Origin of the sequence: Streptomyces nodosus (assembly GCF_008704995.1) — a bacterium.
Classification (GTDB): Bacteria; Actinomycetota; Actinomycetes; order Streptomycetales; family Streptomycetaceae; genus Streptomyces; species Streptomyces nodosus.
This window is the reverse complement of record NZ_CP023747.1, coordinates 6,967,644-6,984,373: the sequence shown is the minus strand read 5'-3', so window position 1 is coordinate 6,984,373 and position 16,730 is coordinate 6,967,644. Positions and strand designations below refer to the sequence as shown.

Here is a 16,730-nt window from a genome sequence, read left to right as displayed (position 1 = left end):
GGAGGCAGACCCGTATGACCCGTTACGCAGCGCCCGGTACCTCGGGCTCGATCGTCTCCTACCAGTCGCGCTACGACCACTTCATCGGCGGTGAGTATGTCCCGCCGGCCCGTGGCCAGTACTTTGAGAATCCGACTCCGGTGAACGGGCAACCGTTCACGGAGATCGCCCGGGGAACCGCCGAGGACGTGGAACGGGCGCTGGACGCGGCGCACGCCGCCGCTCCCGCCTGGGGCCGTACGTCGGCGACCGAGCGCTCCGACATCCTCCGGAAGATCGCCGACCGGATGGAGGCAAATCTGGAGCAGCTGGCGGTGGCCGAGAGCTGGGAGAACGGCAAGCCGGTCCGGGAGACGCTGGCCGCGGACATCCCGCTCGCCATCGACCACTTCCGCTACTTCGCGGGCGCGATCCGTGCGCAGGAGGGCTCGCTGGGCGAGGTCGACGACGACACGGTCGCATACCACTTCCATGAGCCTCTCGGTGTGGTCGCGCAGATCATCCCGTGGAACTTCCCCATCCTGATGGCCACCTGGAAGCTGGCTCCGGCCCTCGCCGCGGGCAACGCGGTCGTTCTCAAGCCTGCCGAGCAGACCCCGGCGTCCATCCACTACTGGCTGAGCCTGGTCGCCGATCTGCTGCCGCCGGGTGTGCTGAACATCGTCAACGGTTTCGGAGTGGAAGCGGGCAAACCGCTCGCCTCCAGCCCGCGTGTCGCGAAGGTGGCGTTCACCGGAGAGACCACGACGGGGCGGCTGATCATGCAGTACGCCTCCGAGAACATCACCCCTGTGACGCTCGAACTCGGCGGCAAGTCCCCGAACATCTTCTTCGACGACGTCTGGTCGGCGAACGACGACTTCCGCGACAAGGCGCTGGAAGGCTTCACCATGTTCGCGCTCAACCAGGGCGAGGTGTGCACATGTCCGTCGCGCGCGCTGGTCCAGCGGGGGCAGTACGCCGAGTTCATGGAGTCGGCGGTCGCCCGGACGGAGAAGATCAGGACCGGGCACCCGCTGGACACCGACACGATGATCGGCGCCCAGGCCTCGAACGACCAGCTGGAGAAGATCCTCTCGTATCTCGACATCGGCCGGCAGGAGGGCGCGAAGATCCTCACGGGCGGTGAACGCATCGAGCACGACGGCGAGTTGAAGGGCGGGTACTACGTCCAGCCGACCATCTTCGAGGGCGACAACCGGATGCGGATCTTCCAGGAGGAGATCTTCGGCCCCGTGGTGTCGGTGACGTCGTTCAACGACTTCGACGACGCCATCAAGATCGCCAACGACACACTGTACGGCCTCGGCGCCGGCGTGTGGACACGGGACATCAACATCGCGTACCGCGCGGGCCGAGCCATCCAGGCGGGCCGCGTCTGGACCAACTGCTACCACGCCTACCCGGCACACGCGGCGTTCGGCGGCTACAAGGGCTCGGGCATCGGCCGCGAGACCCACAAGATGATGCTGGAGCACTACCAGCAGACCAAGAACGTTCTTGTTTCATACAGTCCGAAGAAACTTGGGCTCTTCTAGAAGCCTCAAGTCGGTTGCCTGGACACTCCGTTCCACCAGTTCCCACGCCTTGCAGTCGTTGCGGTTGCCGGGCAGTGGCTGGCCGACGGCGACGACGCGCCGGCTGTCGGCGTCGATGACGACCTGGTGGTTGGTGGGGTACCGGTAGCTCTTCGACTGCTCGGCCACCGTGTGATCGCGGGTGGGTACCAGGGTGCCGTCCACGATCAGCACGGTGTCCTTCGCGAACCGCTTGCGCTGCTGGAGCGCGAGTGCGGGCCCGAGGTTGGTCGATGATCCGGTCGGCCGCGGACTTCGACACCCCGAACAGTGGGGCGAGTTGGCGCAGGGTGAGGTTGGTTCGCCAGTACGCGGCGACCAGCAGGGCCCGGTCCTCCAGCGGCAGGCTCCAAGGTCGGCCCTTGCGGACCGGATCGGCGCCCTCGCGTCGCAGTGCGGTGATCAGTTTGCCGAACTGCCGTGGGCTCAGTCCGGTGAACGGCGCTATCCCGGACGACTCCGACGCCGTGATCACACCAGACACCCCAAGATCATCCCATCCCTGACGAGCAGTTAACGGGACAGCCTTTAGCAGTGGTATCCGTCCGGGCACTCGGCGAGCAGCACTCCGAAGAACAAGAAGAGAATCGGCACACTGGACACCGCAGCCATGATCAGGAATCGCCCGCATGCCTCTCGCCGGTCTCCAACCTGAGCCACTGTAAATCCCGCTGCTGGTGCGAGCACGGCAGTGACCAGTGCCATCAGGCCGAACACCCAGCCGGTCTCTCGTCGCACGTCCGGCAACCCCATCGCATGCGCGATTGCCGGGACGAACAGGAGAAGGGGCGCAGACGCGCACCACCACGACAGTGCTCTGATGATCCGATCCGCTCGTGCAGGCGCCAGGCCGGTCGACCTCGTTCCCCCGCGACGGCTTTCCGGCGCGATCCCAGAAGATGGCATGTCCGCATCGTAGGCGGCTGAGGGGACATGCGGCCGTCTCAGGCCTTGACCTTCCCGTGAACGAGGCTATCCAGGTCGGCTCCGAAGCCGTGATCACGCCAGACGCCCCCAAGGTCAATATATCTGTAACCAGCAGTTACGGGACAGCTCTTAGCGGGAGCGCTACGCGAACGACTCGGTGATCCGCGGTCCCTGTGAGTGGTATCGGCGGCGACAAATAGATCGAAGGGGGACCGAGACCCGGCCCAGCGGCTACCCTCGTTCTCCAGCGACCGGTGCACCTACCTCACAGACCGTGTGACGAAGAAGATGTGCTGGCAGCTCGCCGTCGTTGAGGCGGAACAGGCAGCCCTTACCCAGGAGTTGGCCGCCTGCCCGAACGCGCCCATAAAGGTCACATTGAAAGCTGTTGCACGCTTGAGGACCTCCACGCCCTCCCGCAGCCGGGCCAGTTCCTCGCACTCGGCGTTGTCGAACTCGGCCTGCTTCACCCAGTCCCGCACCGCGGTCTCGGTCAGATCGAAGCCCTTGGCAACCTGACCGATGGAGCGGTCACCGCGCTGGCACAGCTCGACGATCTCTTCCTTGAACTCCGGCGTGAACGAGCGGCGAGGACGTGCGGTCAACTATGGCTCGCGCTAACGCTTACCCATGGCAGACGTTCTTACCACGTGACCTTCTGCAGTCCCTCCTGTGCATTTCCAGACCGCGGTCTCATAGAAATAACCCACATGCAGACCGCGGCCGTGATCACTACAGATGGGCCAGGCCACACGATAGTGGCTCATCATGAATTCTTGCACTCCTTCCGCCACCGCACCCAGGACCTCTGCCCAATCGGGCGTCGAAACCTCTGCGGACTTGATGCGAACCACGCCGACCGGCCCCAAATCCGGGTCGCGCAAGTAGTCGATGTAGCAGAATCCTTCCCCGGTGGCCGCTTTCCCTGTCTCCTCCTCCGCCGACCTGACGACCACCTCGAACGCCGATCGTGCCATGGAAAAGGTTCGCGCGGTCCAAGATTCACAGAACTCTCTTTGCGGAATTTCTCCGAGTTCGCCGTACAGTTCGGACATCCACGTCAACACCCCTTCCGGTAGCTGTTCCCCGTGACGCCAGACCGCTCGCAGCATCCGGTCCTGCCAGTCCGCAAAATTCGACATCGTCGCCGCCTCACGATTGCAATGAAAGCCGGGGGAGAACTGGCGGTCCAATCCTCCCCCGGTGGTGATCAGCCCGAAGGCCCTCAGGTGAAAAGGCCGTAGACGTTCAGCATCGGGCTCTTCACGCAGATACCTTGGACGGTGCATTTTCCGCTGAATTCGACGTTACCCCTCCAGTCGAACCAGAAGGTCATCCCCATGGCCCTGTACTTCCCTCGATCCGACTCCGGTCCGCCTGACCGATCGGGTCGGCGGGGTAGATGTAGGCGCTGGTATTGCCGCCGTAGACCGGGGCGGTCTGGAGGAAGCGGCCGGTTGTCGGATCGTAGACGCGGACACCCACGAGGGTGTACCCGCCCAGGCCGTCGGTGGCTCGCTGGTAGGCGCCCAGGGAGCCGTACTTCGCTGCGGCGGCGGTGGCGTCCAGCGGGTTGCCGTACTCGTCGTAGCGCTGAACCGCGGCAACGGCGGTCTCCAGGTCCAGATGGACGGAGATGTCACCGTGCAGGTTGGGCAGTTGCAGGACCGCGTCTCCGGTGGCACTGGTGGTGATAGCCAGGCCGCCGGAGAGGTCGGACACATGGCGGCTGACCGTGGAAGCGGAGCCCGCGGTGGTGACCGTCCACGACGGAGTGTCACAGCCACAGCTGTAGTGGTTCACCGTGGTGCTCGTGGTCAACCAGGAGGTGCCGCTGTCGCTGGTGGCCGAGGAGGCCAGGCGGCCGGCCCGCTGCGCCTGTCGTCATTCGTTCGTTTGACGACAGGCGCAGCGAGGTAAGGTCAGTTGCCTGACGGCTGGCCGTAGAGCTGCCCGAGGTCGCCGCCCAGGACGGATTTGACGAAGCGGCTGGGGTCGTCGACCAGCACCTCGATGACTCCTGCCTGTACGCCGTCGAGTGCGGCGCGTGCGACATCTGCCGGGTCAATCTTGGGTGCGTCGCGTCCCGCCATCATGTCGGTGTCCGCGGCCCCCAGGTGTACGCCTTGGACGAGGGTCTTTTGGCCGGCGAGTTCGACACGTACGCCGTTGGTCATGTTCCACTCCGCGGCCTTCGCGACCGAGTACGAGCCTGACCCTTCGGCGGTGGCCACCCACGACAACACGGAGAGGATATTGACGATCGCGCCCCCGCCGTTGGAGGCCAGGGCCGGGGCAAAGGCGCGGATGACCCTCAGGGTGCCGAAAACGTGCGTCTCCAGGTCCTGCCGGATCATTCCCAGGTCGTCTGTCAGGAGGTTCGCGCCGGTGCTGATGCCGGCGTTGTTGACCAGCAGTGTGACGTCCTTTGCCACCGCGGCCGCCTTGGAGATCGATTCCTCGTCCAGCAGGTCCAGGTGCAGCGGTGTGATCCGTGGGTCCAGGCTGCCGATCGATTCCGGACGGCGAGCGGTCGCGTAGACCTTCTCGGCTCCGCGCTCCAGCAGATGCTCGACGAAGCGCCGACCGATCCCTCGATTGGCTCCGGTAACGAGTGCGGTGGAACCGGCGATGTCCATGGTCATTCCCTTCCTCGGGCGGGAGTATGGTCCGATCCCGCTCCGGTGTTCGACTACGCTAAAACTTGACGTCAATGTGAAGTGCAAGTCGACGAGTGGCGACAGGACGAGCAGAAGGAGTCGTGATGCGTATCGGAGAACTGGCCGACCGGGCCGGGGTCAGCACACGAGCCCTGCGCTACTACGAGGAGCAGCTCCTGCTCAGCCCCCAGCGCACGTCCGGCGGCCAGCGCTTTTACCCCGAGGTAGCCGTCGACCGGGTGAAACTCATCCAGGAGCTCTATAGCGCCGGCCTCGGAAGCCGCCTGATCGCCGCACTCCTACCCGCCATCGACGCCCGCTCGGTGGGCCCCGAGCTACTGGACAGCCTGCTGCAAGAGCGTGCCCGCATCGAGACGAAGACCGCCCAACTACAGGCCGCGAGCGAAAGACTTGATGTACTGATCGCACTCGCTCTGCACCCTGACACCGCATCGTGCCCGCCCTCGCTCGACCCGGACCGGATCGGGACGCGGCAGGACAGGACGCCTGCCAAGGGTGTCGGCGCATAGCGCGAATCTGATCGTCGTCCGCCGTGACCCGGCCCGGCATGCAGCACTTCATCAAGCCGCGTGCGCTCTGGGAGCTGACCGTGGCCGCCGCAAGACGGCTGATGAGGCCGGTGGCGCGCACGCTGATCACCGCCCTGGTCGGCCACTGGCCTTCAGTCCAGCCCGCTCCCGTCGCCCCCGTCCAGCTCGGGCGCGTCCGGATCGCGCAACGGGCGCGGGGCGAGCCGGCCTCCATTCCGTCGCGGTACGCCTGGTGGATGGTGCCGCGCTTGCCGCCTCGCCGAACAGACCGTCGATGTGCACGTACTCGCTCTGCTTAGAGGTCGCGCAGACAGGTGCTGTGGGGGCCTCGGCGGCCCCGCACGGCTGCGCGTGGACACCGTCCGTTTCGGCCGGATCGACACCCCACTCCTGCACTCGCGGCCAGGGCTGGACTCCGACGACGCCATCACCGCCGCGGGTCGACCTCTCATTTCGGCCGCTTCGGCGCCGCCGAGGAAGCCGCCGCCTCGGCCCTTTACAACGGAGCGTCCGTCTGGTGGCATGCCGGGGTCGAGAAGGCGGCGAATGCAGCGTCCAGCAGTTTGCCGAGGTCCTCTTGGCCGTCGCTCGCACTCCATTGCCCGAGGACGATCCACAAGATTTCGAGCGCCGCCGCTACGCGAACGTTGGCGATGACCGATGCCCCGTCGGTCGAGGAGGTTGTCTTCTGCAGTCGGGCGACGATCTCTGGTCGCCATTCAGCCTGCTTCTCGCGCGGTTGGGAAGGTAGGTAGCCGAGCGGGCACAGGTCCCGTTGATCATGGAGTTGCTGACGCTCCGTGACCACCGAGGGGACCCGTGCCTGCACTTCCGTCACGCCTGACCGAGCCGCTCTGGGACCAATTCGCGGTCCTGCTGCCCCAGCGGCCGGAATACCACCCGGACCATCCACTTGGCTGCCACCGCCGACGCATCAGCGACCGGGTTATCTTCGACAAGATGCTGCAACTGCTGCGCTTCGGCTGTTCTTACGAGGCGATCGCCGACACAGCCTGCTCGGCCACCACGATCCGCAGCCGCCGCGACGAATGGATACGACTGGGCGTCTTCGCCCGACTCAAGCAGACCGCGCTCGACGCCTACGACCCGATCGTCGGTCTCGTCCTCGACCAGATCGCCATAGACAGCCCCATCACCAAAGCTCCAGGAGGCGGTGAGGTGGCCGGGCGTTCCCCGGTCGACCGCGGCAAACACGGCCTGAAACGGGCGCCAGCGGGTCCACCAAAACAATCAGGCCCGCACCACAACTGCGGGCGATCACTGGTCATCCAGGAGACCCCCGTGCGGGACCTACCTCCGGGCTGACACGCCCACCGCCTCAATCAGTACCAAGATCCGGACCATACGCGGGCCAACACTCCACACGCCGCAGATCCCGCCTCCGTTTTCCCTGGTCACCGCGCCATGCAAGATGTACCACCAGCAGACCAAGAAGCTACTGGTGTCGTACTCGCCGAAGAAGCTCGGCTTCTTCCAGGCGCAGAAAAGGGCGCCTGACCAGGGCAGACACCCGGCAGGCGCCCTTCCACGGTGTTGGCGCCGACATTCCCCGGCCGCAGACGCAGCAGACTCCGCACATGCTGGTGCGCCCGCACCTTCGCGATCGTCGCCAGGGACGCCTCGTCGGCGTAGCAGCACCGCTCTGGCATGCCCGACCAGTCTCTTCCCGTCAGCCACCGCGGACAGCCGATGGTCCCAGCCTGCACTCTCGACCACCAGAAGGGTGCCTTGCCCTCTGTAGCGGACACGACCTGGACACTCGCATCCTCGCAGCTCAACGACACCTTTCTGCTATCGGGGCGTCAGATAACTGATTCCGCTGCCGCCGTGTCAGCTGCGGTTTCATCGCTCGATGCGGAAGTGAGCCATGGAGTGTTACGGTACTGAGTACCACTTGGAACTTGATACCAAGGAGTCTGTCATGGACAGCCGGACCATCGTGTTGACCGGCGTGACCCGCGGCTTCGGCCGCGAGTCCGTCGAGTTGCTGATCCGGGAACGGCCGCAGGACCACTACGTCCTGCTGGCTCGCCGCGGCGGCGAACAGCTCGCGGCGGAGCTCGCCCAGGCCACCGGCGCTTCCGGGGTCACGGGCGTGGACTGTGACCTCGCTTCGCTCGCCGAGATCAGGCGGGCGGTGGAGGAGATTCTGCGGGGGCTCGACACCGGGTACCTGCCGCCGCTCGGTGGCTATCTCGGCAACGCCGGCCTGACGGTCACGACGACCGAGAAACGCACCATGGACGGGTACGAGATGACCTTCGGGGTCAATGTGCTGTCCCACTACCTGCTCGTCAGGGAGCTGTTGCCCCGGTTCACCGGTCCGGGCTGGATCGTGCTCACCTCGAGCGACTGCCACTTCGGGCAGTTCCGCCATACGCTCGGCGCCACGCCGCCGCCGCGCTGGGAGACGCCGGAACGACTGGCCACGCCTCGTGCCGGTGGAGCGCGGGAGGCCGGGCGGGCGTACGCGACCAGCAAACTCGGCGTCATCTACCTGACCCACGCGCTGGCCCGCCGCCTGCCCGACAGCGTCGGCGTCTACTCCTACAACCCGGCGCTCGTCGCGGGCACCGATTTCTTCCGCCACGCCCCGGGGCCCGTGCGGGGCGTGCTCAACGGGTTCTTCCAGGTTCAGCGATTCCTCGGCCGGGGCATGACGCCGCAGCAGGCGGGCGCGCGGCTCGCTGAGACGATCCTGACCGGGCTGACCGCCCGGACCGGGTCCTACCTCGATCGCGGTCGCCATGTGCCGTCGTCGCCGGAGTCGCACGACGAGGCCCGCGAGGAGGAGCTGTGGCGCGAGGCCGCCCGCCTCGTCGACGCCGACCGCCGGACGGGACGGGCGGATATCCTGGCCGAATGAGCACGAACAAGGTTCCGGTGGAGTCATTGCGGGACCGCAAACGCCGCCAGACCCGGGAACGGATCATCGAGACGGCCTTCGCGCTCTTCATGGAGCGGGGGTTCGATGTCGTCACCGTGGACGAGATCGCCCAGCGGGCCGAGATCGGCCGCACCACCTTCTTCCGCTACTTCGGCGACAAGCAGGAAGTCGTCTTCTCCACCGAGGACGACTTCCTGCGCGCGCTCACCGCGGCCATGCGCGATGCGCCCGCCGAGCCTCTCCAGGATCTCGCGCAGGCACTGGCCACATCTCGACGGCTGCTGCTCGTGATCTGCACCGAGGCCGCTCGCAACCCCGGCCACTACGCGGTCTACCACCGCTTGGTCAAGCAGCACCCCGAGCTCGAAGACCGCCACACCCGCAAGACCCGGCACTACGCCGACCTCCTCGAGAACCACCTGATCGACCACGGCACCCCGCCGGCCACCGCCGTCCTCGCCGCCCAGTTGACCGTCGCCTGCTACCAGGCGGCGTGGCGCCTCGGCAGCCACGACGCGACGGCGGTGCTCCGCGAGGCGAATGACGCCTTCGACCTCCTGCTGGGCACCACCGGCGCATAACCGGCGGACCGGCCTTCGCTCAGCCGGGACATGCGCCACCTCGCGGCGGGCTCGGCCACCAATCCAGCACTGGGGCGGATACGGTTCCCGATCAGTCGGCAACGACGTGCCTCCATCCCATGTGGCGGGCGTCGAACGATCTCTCACAGAGCCCTGCTAGGGCGTGGATGCGACAGGGGAGGGCACCGGGTCCGGGACGGTGGAGGTAGGAGTGACGGTGGGGCTGGAATGTCGTGCGGGCGGCGTCGGGCGGGGGCGGTCCGGAGTGTTGGAGGACAGCAGGAGGACGACGGCGGCCACGGCCGCCGCGGTGGCGGCTGCGGCAACGTACAGCACCCGCCGCATCTTGCGTGTGCCCCAGGTGCTTCCGACAGGCGGGCGGGCCGGTGACAGGTCGTGGGCGCTGATGAGCTGCCCGCGCGCTTCAAGCGCAGCGCGCAGTCGTTCCTCGATCGGTGCCCGAGTACTCATCTGTCCACCTCCAAGAGTTGTTCCAGCGTGGCGAGCGCGCGGCTCGCTGTCGACTTGACGGTGCCACGGGACACGCCGAGGGTCTCGGCGATCTGCGCCTCGGTCATCAGGTCGGACCAGTAACGCAGGACCAGTACCTCGCGCTGGCGCGCGGTGAGTTGCGCCAGCGCGTCGAAGACCTGCCGGTGCTCCTCGGCGAGCAGCAGCAGTTCGTCGACCGGCGCCCCGGGGCCCTGGTACGGCGGGGTGTACGCGCGCGCGGTGCGCCGCCGACGCAGCACCGAGCGGGCGGCGTTGACGACCGCGGTGTGGAGGTAGGCGTGTGCGTCCTGGAGGTCGTCCAGCCGTTCGCCGTGCCGACGGCAGACGGCGGCGAAGGCGTCCTGGACGACGTCTTCGGCGGTGTGCAGGTCGTCCACCAGAAAGGCCGCCAGCCGGACCATGTCGAGCCGCCGGGTCCGGTACAGATCGGCGAGTGTGGGGGAGTCTTCCTCGCTGTCCCGGTCGGCCACCGAACCCAGATGCCGGAATCGTCGGCCGGGGTGCGGCGCGCCCGACGCCGGGGTGGAGGAGGTGGTCCGGGCGCGGCGCAGTAGCCGGGCCCACCAGGGCAGGTGAAGGGTGAGCTGCATCGTCCTCGTTCACATCAGGAGTACGGCGGGGCCGGCTCCTGTCCGGCCCCGCCACGCCTATGGTCGGCGGCTCAGCGGCTGGTGTTACCCGGGTATGGCTTGCCGTTCGCGTCACCCGGGACCGGAATCGGCTCGGCGTCGGCAGAGGTCCCCTTGCCCGGGGTGGAGGGCACGGGCTTCGGGTCGGCCGTGGCCGACGTGCCCGACTTGGCCGGGTGTGCGTGGCCGGCGGTGGCCGCCTGAGCGGCGATGCCGCCGCCCACCACCAGGGCGAGACCGGCAGTCGATCCCAGCACCCAGGTGCGAAGGGAACGGTTCGACTTCTTGGCTCGGATGTGTCGCATAGGAAACGACCCCAGAGAGTTCGTGGACAACACTGACAGGTCAGGCAGCACCGGAACTGAAAATCCCGTCCCGGAAACCGCCTTTCACCCCACCAGACGTGCGGCCCCACCCGAGGTTGTCGAGATCCGCAAGAAATCCGCAGCCTTCGCCGGGCCAGCCGGCCGTCTCCTTGTCATGGGCGATGCGGCCCCGCTCGGCAAGGGTGGGAGAGGCCTCACGTGCTCGCCCCCAAGTGCTGCCGGTGGATGACTTCAGCTGGGCGCATGGCTGCGTGATGCATCCAGCCGATCTCGATCCCCTCAGGCTCGTCGTGGCGTCGCCGGGGTCGATCGACGCGGCGATCCGTCTTGCCATCGAGCGCGTGGGCACGGGCGAGAGGCTCCCGGATCACCGGTTCTTTGCCTGCCGCACGGCCGGTCGCCGTCTGGGGCCTCCCACGGACGGCTTGCCGGGTCAGCGGCGGGGCTGACCCGTCTTGGGTGGCGCCGCTTGCGGCAGTACGGGGCGTCGACACCGATCGCGCACCACGGCTCGCCACGAACGCCCGACTCAGGAAGTGCCGTCGACCTCGGCGGCGTTGTCGTCCCCGGCCACTTCGTCCCGTGTCATACGGAGGAAGCGCCGGATGACTTCGACCGACATGTCGAGTCCCTCGGACGCGGACTGCTCGTCGCCGAAGACCTGCACTGCCTCAGTGACCGCCGCGGCCAGTTCGACCTCTGCCTTGCGGACCTTGGCCTCGGCCTTGTCCACGGTGTCGACCACCGCCAACTGACGGCGCTGCCTCTCCTGAAGTCTCTGCTTACGGGAAGGAGTTTTGTCAAGGTTCTGCACAGTCATGACCAAGATCATAATCAGTCGGGTGCACGTCCATGAAATCGGCAACTCGCCCGCATCATCGGGGCGTTCACGGCGTGCGGCGAGCACCGAGGGTGCCGGCGGCGTTCCGGAAGAGGCGCCTGTCGTGAGTTGGCGGCCGGGGAGAGTGGGCTACACCCTGCGGGGCGACGGGTCACCGCAGGCCGCTCGACGACCAGGCAGCAGGGCGCGCTGATAACGGCGCCGGAAGAACCGCTGCGCGACCAGCAGCACCGGGAAAACCAGGCGCCACGGCCCGTGCGGGGCGGCACGGGTCAGGGAGCGGATCGTCAGCGTGACCGTGCCGTCGGGAGATCGGTGGACGACGAAGGCCTCCTCGCCGCTCACGGGATGGCCGGGCAGGGTGGCGTAGGCAAGGCCGCAGCGGTCCGGGGTGTCGACGACGGCGACGACCCGGACGGGCTCCCGCACCACAAACGGACCGAACGCCGCGGTGATGCAGTACTCGGCCCCCTCGACGACCCGGTCCCCGGCACCGTCGCGGCCCGTCACTGTGAAGCCACTGCGCCGCTTGACGCCCCAGCGCAGCACCGCGTCCGCCGCGGCGCGCCAGTCGGTGTCCCCGCGCCCGATGACGACGGTACGGGCGTAGGGGCGCGGACCTGTGATCCCCACCGGCCAGAGTTCTTCGGCGGGCCGGGTCGCGCCGGCCGGCCCGCAAGTGAGTTCGCCCGACGACGGGCCGCGTCTCGTACGGCTGGTGGGCATGGCGTTCCTGTTCGGAAGGCTGGATCGGGCCATGAGCCTAACGTGAACGGCGCCCCGGCCCCTCCTTGACGAACCGGGCCGGCTTTGCCCTCTTGGGGATCATGTGGCTTCTCGCGCCGGCTCGGTCACGTCGGGCTCGATGACGGCTGCGGCGATGATGGAGAACCCAGCAGAGTCCTGCTCCTGAAACGACTCGTCCGACCACGCCGACGGGTCGAGGGATGGGCGGTATCACGGGGCTGGATCCTCCTGCAGCGGATGGTTCCTCGCCCTTCGTCGGCGGCGATCGTAGTCCATGGCATGGCGGCCTGGACCGCAACTTCGCCAGCCTGCAGCGGCTCGGGCCGGTTCTTCCAGATCGGAAGTCGAGCCCGAGAGCAGTTGAACGCCTTGACGCAGGCCATTGATGGTGAACCGACGGTTCTCCGAGCCGATGAAACTCCAGCAAGGTTCCCGGTCAGCATCTGGGCTGGTGACGCCCGCTCCGAAGGAAGCCGCGCACTCCCGGTTGCGAGTGCGCGGCTTCACTCATGACCCGGCGGAACCCGGCCGGCGCTCCCTCATCAGCAGGGGCGCAGCGACCACACCGGAGCCCAGTCGGCGGAGCCGCTGACAGGGGCAGGTCCGGTCCTCCAGATCTCCTTGCCGCTCTGGCCGTAGAACTTGGCCACGGTGCCCTTGGTCTGGTTGTTGTTCCACGGCCCCGTTCCGTACCAGTTCTCCACGGTCCACAGGCCGCAGGTGTAGAAGTTGAACACGGTGCCCCGCACTTCCATGCACAGATACTGGTACGGGCAGGCCAGCTGCGCGCTCGTCGCGGACTTGGCGATGAAGCCGCCGAAGTCCAGCACGCCCGGCGCCACCTGCTTGCCCTTGGCAGCGACGTCGGCCCCCATCACACCGGCCACGGTGCCCCGCACCTCGGCCAGGGTCTGCCCTCCGGTGGCGGCGGTCGCCGTGGTCGCGGCGGTCGCACTGGCGGTGAACCCCAGCGTCGCCGCGAGCACCAGCATCACCGTGCCGAACACCACCGCTATCCGGTTTCTCCCCGTCATCCCGCTTCATCCTCCATTGATCATCCCCGACCGGATTGCCGGGGTTGCGTGTATGTCAGAGCGCCTTGATCCTGCCGTGTCGGGACACAAGCCAGGTAGTGGCATGTCCATGAATTTTTGGGACAGAGCCGATAACCTGATGCATATGACGCCAGCTCAGGGGGAAAGTCAGCGTCCGAGTCGCCGCCTCGCCGATCCCGTGCTCGGCCGGGACCCCACCTTTCATCAGCTGCGGCTGTTCCTGCTGCTCGTGGAGGAGCAGCACTTCGGCCGTGCTGCCGCACGGGCGTTCCTGTCCCAACCGGCTTTCAGCAAGCAGATCCGGGCTCTGGAAGATCGCCTGGGCGTCTGCCTCGCCGAGCGCGGGAAGGGGCCGTTCCGGCTCACCGCCGCCGGAGACGCCTTGATCCCCGCAGCCGAGTCGGCACTGGAGACCCATGCCCGCATGCAGGCCCTGGCCGGGGTGCCGGACGATGCCGCCCCGAGGGAAACCCCGCAGGACACGGTGTCGCCCGTGCCCCGGCAACTGCCTTCCGCGCCCGGTGACTTCACCGGGCGCGAGCGCGAGCTGGCCGTGCTCGCCGGCACACTGCGGGTCGACGGTGCCGGCACCGACCGCCCGACTCCGGTGGTGGTGGTCACCGGGCCGGGCGGTGTGGGCAAGACCAGCGTGGCCGTGCGGGCGGCGCTCGACGCGCGCGACGCGTTCCCTGACGGCCAGCTCTATGTCGAGATCGGTCCAGGCGACCGGGAGGCGGACATAGGCGCACGCCTGCTGCGCGCCCTGGGCGTCGGCGGCGGCGCCGTCCCGGAACCGACCGAGCGGGCAGCCCTGTACCGCAGCCTGACCGCGGACCGGCGGCTGCTTGTGGTGTTCGACAACGTCACCTCGGAAGACCAAGTGGCCCGCCTGGTGCCGACCGGTACCGGTTCGGCGGTGCTGCTGACCAGCCGTCATCAGCTCACCGGCCTGCCCGCCGCGCGACGGCTGACGCTGGGCGCGCTGCCACCGAAGGACGCGCGCCGCCTGCTGGCCCAGATCGTCGGCGCCGAGCGGCTGGCGCGCGAGTCGGGCACGGCCGACGAGCTGGTGCGGCTGTGCGGCGGCCTGCCGCTCGCACTGCGGATCGCCGCGGCCCGGCTCGCCGGCAACCCGCACTGGACGGTGGGCAGGTGGGTGTCACGGCTGGCCGACGAACACCGCCGCCTGGACGAGCTACGGCACCAGGATCTGGCGGTGCGGGCCAGCGTCAACCTCAGCTACCAGGTGCTCGGCCCACGCGCCCGCCGATTACTGATGCGGATCGGCCTGCTGGACGTGCCGGACTTCGCCAGCTGGACGGCGACGGTCCTGCTGAAATGCGACATCGACACCGCCGAGGATGTGCTGGACGAGTTGCTCGCCGCGCACATGCTGGAGGTCGCCGGCCCGGGGTACGGTGCGGCGGACGGTCCCTTCCCGCGCTGCCGGTGCCACGACCTGGTGCGCCTGTTCGCCCGGGAACAGGCAGAGCGAGAGCTGCCGCCGGGCGAGGACGAGGCTGTGCTGGACCGGGCACTGGGAGCGTGGCTGTACCTGGCGGAGCGAACCGACGCGGCACTGCCGCACGGCTACTTCAGCCGGCCCGGCGGCGGTGCCGTACGGCATGTGCTCGCCGACGACCTGACCCGGTCACTGTTGCGCGATCCGCTGGCCTGGTTCGACGCCGAGCGCGCCGCACTGGCCGCGCTGATCGCCCAGGCCGCCGCGACGGGCCGACCCACCGCAGCATGGGAGCTGGCCGCGTCCCTGGTCGCGTTCTACGAGTTCCGCGCGCATTACCCGGACTGGGGCGACACTCACCGGCGCGTACTCGACGTGGTACGCGCGGCCGGTGACCGGCTCGGCACAGCCGTGATCCTGCGCGGCCTGGGCGAGCTGTACACCGGCCAGGACCGCATCGCGGAGTCGATCACATGTTTCCGACAGGCACGCGCCCTCTTCGCAGAGCTCGGCGAGGAGCACGGGGTCGCGGTGTGCGACAACGGCCTCGGCCACATGTACCGGGTCAGCGGGCGCCACCAGGACGCGTTGGACGCGTTCGGCTCCGCGGCGCGCGCGTCGGCACATGACGGGAGCGTCCGCACCCAGGCGTACGCCCTGCACTGTTCCGGCGTGACCCATCTGGAGCAGGGACGGCCCACCGAGGCCCAGGACTGCTTCCGGACGGCGCTGGTCCTGGCATCGGCGTCCGGCTACCGCCGGGGTGAGGCACAGTCCGAACGCGGCCTGGGGCTGCTGTGCACGACCATCGGCGACCTCGACCAGGCGCAGCGGCACCTGAGCCGGGCGCTGGAGATCGCGCAGGAACTCGGCGAGCCCTGCGGCGAGGCGAACGCGCTGCAGCTGCTCGCCGATGTCCTGGTACGCCGGCGAGAGCCGGCACAGGCCCGACCGCTGCTGCACCAATGCCTGCGGATCTACGACCAGATCGGCGAACCGTTCGGACAGGCGCTCACGCTGCACACACTCGGCGAACTGCAGCAGAGCGAGGGAAGGCCGGCGCAGGCGGTGGACACACTTCTGAAGGCCGCCCGGATCTGGACCGAACTCGGCACACCGCTCAGGCACGGACGTACCCTGCGCGTACTCGGCGACATACACGCAGCCGTCGGCGATCTCACCGAAGCTCGTGTCGCATGGGAGCGGGCGCTGGAACTGCTCACCCCCTTGGCCACACCGGAGGTCGGGCAGCTGCGTGAAAGACTGGCCGGCCACCCGCTCGCCGGCTGAGCTTCGCCCTCGACATCGCCACCGTCTGCCTGCCATGGGCGTAGTCGTATGCTGGGGCCCGTGACACCGAAAGCCGATCAGGGGCCGACGCTGCGGGCGGACGCGGCCCGCAACCGTGCTCGGGTGTTGCAGGTCGCCCGCGAGCAGTTGGCCGCCGGTGACGACTCGCTCCAGTTGAACGCCATCGCCCGGCTGGCCGGTGTAGGTGTGGGTACCGTGTACCGGCATTTCCCCAACCAGCATGCGCTGCGGGAGGCGCTGTCGGCCGAGCGGTTCAGAGAACTGGTCGGCGAGGCACAGGCTGCGGCGGACGCCGAAGACGCCCTCGCGGGGCTGCACCACCTGCTGCGGTTCACCCTCGCGGGCGCGTTGGAGGACACCGGGTTTGCCGCCGTTCTCGAGTCCGCCGCCGATGCCGAGGCGCACACCTCGGAGCTGAAGGCCGAACTCGACGAGGCCGTCGCCCACCTGCTCGACCGGGCCCGCGTGGCGGGCGCCATCCGGCGTGACGTCGAGGCCGACGACGTGCGTCGCCTGCTCTGCGGCATCGAGCACGCCGTGCGGGCCGGTGACAGCGATCCCGCACGCACCGAGGTCTACCTCGATGTCCTCATGGAGGGCCTGCGTCCCCCGCGCTGACGGCAGCTCGGCAATCGACACCAG

The 16,730-nt window shown here is 68.2% G+C and carries 17 protein-coding genes and 2 pseudogenes; 7 read left to right on the top strand and 12 right to left on the bottom strand.

What is annotated here, in order from left to right:
* The first annotated feature begins 14 nt into the window (after positions 1–14).
* Complete coding sequence (gene exaC, locus CP978_RS31050; RefSeq protein ID WP_043446373.1) at positions 15–1,538, top strand: acetaldehyde dehydrogenase ExaC; 1,524 nt, start codon at positions 15–17, stop codon at positions 1,536–1,538.
* Between the two features lie 39 nt (positions 1,539–1,577).
* On the opposite strand, the pseudogene CP978_RS31045 reads toward exaC, so the two are convergent.
* The 5 genes and pseudogenes from CP978_RS31045 to CP978_RS31020 all read right to left on the bottom strand — a co-directional run.
* Positions 1,578–2,061 (bottom strand): annotated as a pseudogene (locus tag CP978_RS31045) (transposase family protein); the annotation flags it as partial.
* A 703-nt stretch (positions 2,062–2,764) separates the two neighbouring features.
* Positions 2,765–3,109 (bottom strand): transposase, encoded by a 345-nt coding sequence (locus tag CP978_RS31035; protein ID WP_079162413.1) that lies wholly within the window; start codon positions 3,107–3,109, stop codon positions 2,765–2,767.
* A gap of 12 nt (positions 3,110–3,121) precedes the next feature.
* Complete coding sequence (locus tag CP978_RS31030; RefSeq protein WP_144401519.1) at positions 3,122–3,697, bottom strand: hypothetical protein; 576 nt, start codon at positions 3,695–3,697, stop codon at positions 3,122–3,124.
* Between the two features lie 139 nt (positions 3,698–3,836).
* Positions 3,837–4,325 carry an RHS repeat-associated core domain-containing protein gene (locus tag CP978_RS31025; protein WP_227745549.1) on the bottom strand — a complete coding sequence of 163 codons (489 nt, stop codon included), beginning with the start codon at positions 4,323–4,325 and terminating at the stop codon, positions 3,837–3,839.
* Between the two features lie 101 nt (positions 4,326–4,426).
* Positions 4,427–5,143 (bottom strand): SDR family oxidoreductase, encoded by a 717-nt coding sequence (locus tag CP978_RS31020; RefSeq protein WP_043449962.1) that lies wholly within the window; start codon positions 5,141–5,143, stop codon positions 4,427–4,429.
* Positions 5,144–5,268: 125 nt separating this feature from the next.
* On the opposite strand from CP978_RS31020, the gene CP978_RS31015 reads away from it, so the two are divergent.
* Positions 5,269–5,694, top strand: coding sequence for a MerR family transcriptional regulator (locus CP978_RS31015; protein WP_052454405.1), 426 nt, complete (start codon positions 5,269–5,271; stop codon positions 5,692–5,694).
* 517 nt (positions 5,695–6,211) lie between these two features.
* On the opposite strand, the gene CP978_RS31010 is transcribed toward CP978_RS31015, so the two are convergent.
* The gene (locus tag CP978_RS31010) at positions 6,212–6,523 is read right to left on the bottom strand and encodes a hypothetical protein (protein ID WP_227745543.1); all 312 of its coding nucleotides are present in this window, start codon (positions 6,521–6,523) and stop codon (positions 6,212–6,214) included.
* 11 nt (positions 6,524–6,534) lie between these two features.
* Here CP978_RS31010 and CP978_RS31005 point away from each other — a divergent pair.
* The 3 genes and pseudogenes from CP978_RS31005 to CP978_RS30995 all read left to right on the top strand — a co-directional run.
* Positions 6,535–6,945, top strand: a pseudogene (locus CP978_RS31005) (transposase); the annotation flags it as partial.
* A 712-nt stretch (positions 6,946–7,657) separates the two neighbouring features.
* Positions 7,658–8,602, top strand: a complete 945-nt coding sequence (locus CP978_RS31000) for an SDR family NAD(P)-dependent oxidoreductase (RefSeq protein ID WP_043446367.1) — start codon at positions 7,658–7,660, stop codon at positions 8,600–8,602.
* Complete coding sequence (locus CP978_RS30995) at positions 8,599–9,204, top strand: TetR/AcrR family transcriptional regulator (RefSeq protein ID WP_043446362.1); 606 nt, start codon at positions 8,599–8,601, stop codon at positions 9,202–9,204. Before CP978_RS31000 ends, CP978_RS30995 begins: the two co-directional genes overlap by 4 nt.
* A 156-nt stretch (positions 9,205–9,360) precedes the next feature.
* Here CP978_RS30995 and CP978_RS30990 read toward each other — a convergent pair whose 3' ends face one another.
* From CP978_RS30990 to CP978_RS35085, 6 genes are all read right to left on the bottom strand, one after another.
* Positions 9,361–9,675: a hypothetical protein gene (locus tag CP978_RS30990; protein ID WP_079162411.1), complete on the bottom strand. Its 315-nt coding sequence runs from the start codon at positions 9,673–9,675 to the stop codon at positions 9,361–9,363.
* Entirely contained in the window at positions 9,672–10,307 is a 636-nt protein-coding gene (locus CP978_RS30985) for a sigma-70 family RNA polymerase sigma factor (protein ID WP_043446360.1), read from the bottom strand. Before CP978_RS30985 ends, CP978_RS30990 begins: the two co-directional genes overlap by 4 nt.
* A 71-nt stretch (positions 10,308–10,378) precedes the next feature.
* Positions 10,379–10,651: a hypothetical protein gene (locus tag CP978_RS30980; protein WP_043446358.1), complete on the bottom strand. Its 273-nt coding sequence runs from the start codon at positions 10,649–10,651 to the stop codon at positions 10,379–10,381.
* A gap of 550 nt (positions 10,652–11,201) precedes the next feature.
* A complete protein-coding gene (locus CP978_RS30975; protein ID WP_227745536.1) occupies positions 11,202–11,492 on the bottom strand; it encodes a hypothetical protein in 291 nt (96 codons plus the stop codon).
* Between the two features lie 150 nt (positions 11,493–11,642).
* The gene (locus tag CP978_RS30970) at positions 11,643–12,146 is read right to left on the bottom strand and encodes a DUF1990 domain-containing protein (RefSeq protein ID WP_227745535.1); all 504 of its coding nucleotides are present in this window, start codon (positions 12,144–12,146) and stop codon (positions 11,643–11,645) included.
* 656 nt (positions 12,147–12,802) lie between these two features.
* A complete protein-coding gene (locus CP978_RS35085) occupies positions 12,803–13,294 on the bottom strand; it encodes a hypothetical protein (protein ID WP_158508369.1) in 492 nt (163 codons plus the stop codon).
* Between the two features lie 145 nt (positions 13,295–13,439).
* Between CP978_RS35085 and CP978_RS30955 the strand changes: the two genes are divergently transcribed.
* Entirely contained in the window at positions 13,440–16,067 is a 2,628-nt protein-coding gene (locus tag CP978_RS30955) for a tetratricopeptide repeat protein (RefSeq protein WP_158508368.1), read from the top strand.
* Between the two features lie 60 nt (positions 16,068–16,127).
* The gene (locus tag CP978_RS30950) at positions 16,128–16,706 is read left to right on the top strand and encodes a TetR/AcrR family transcriptional regulator (protein WP_227745533.1); all 579 of its coding nucleotides are present in this window, start codon (positions 16,128–16,130) and stop codon (positions 16,704–16,706) included.
* Positions 16,707–16,730 lie beyond the last annotated feature (24 nt).

Excerpts from the sequence above, each read along its gene's own strand:
- exaC (WP_043446373.1), top strand. The coding sequence starts at position 15 with ATGACCCGTTACGCAGCGCCCGGTACCTCGGGCTCGATCGTCTCCTAC.
- CP978_RS31020 (WP_043449962.1), bottom strand. The coding sequence starts at position 5,143 with ATGGACATCGCCGGTTCCACCGCACTCGTTACCGGAGCCAATCGAGGG.
- CP978_RS31015 (WP_052454405.1), top strand. The coding sequence starts at position 5,269 with ATGCGTATCGGAGAACTGGCCGACCGGGCCGGGGTCAGCACACGAGCC.
- CP978_RS31000 (WP_043446367.1), top strand. The coding sequence starts at position 7,658 with ATGGACAGCCGGACCATCGTGTTGACCGGCGTGACCCGCGGCTTCGGC.
- CP978_RS30995 (WP_043446362.1), top strand. The coding sequence starts at position 8,599 with ATGAGCACGAACAAGGTTCCGGTGGAGTCATTGCGGGACCGCAAACGC.
- CP978_RS30990 (WP_079162411.1), bottom strand. The coding sequence starts at position 9,675 with ATGAGTACTCGGGCACCGATCGAGGAACGACTGCGCGCTGCGCTTGAA.
- CP978_RS30985 (WP_043446360.1), bottom strand. The coding sequence starts at position 10,307 with ATGCAGCTCACCCTTCACCTGCCCTGGTGGGCCCGGCTACTGCGCCGC.
- CP978_RS30980 (WP_043446358.1), bottom strand. The coding sequence starts at position 10,651 with ATGCGACACATCCGAGCCAAGAAGTCGAACCGTTCCCTTCGCACCTGG.
- CP978_RS30975 (WP_227745536.1), bottom strand. The coding sequence starts at position 11,492 with ATGACTGTGCAGAACCTTGACAAAACTCCTTCCCGTAAGCAGAGACTT.
- CP978_RS35085 (WP_158508369.1), bottom strand. The coding sequence starts at position 13,294 with ATGACGGGGAGAAACCGGATAGCGGTGGTGTTCGGCACGGTGATGCTG.
- CP978_RS30955 (WP_158508368.1), top strand. The coding sequence starts at position 13,440 with ATGACGCCAGCTCAGGGGGAAAGTCAGCGTCCGAGTCGCCGCCTCGCC.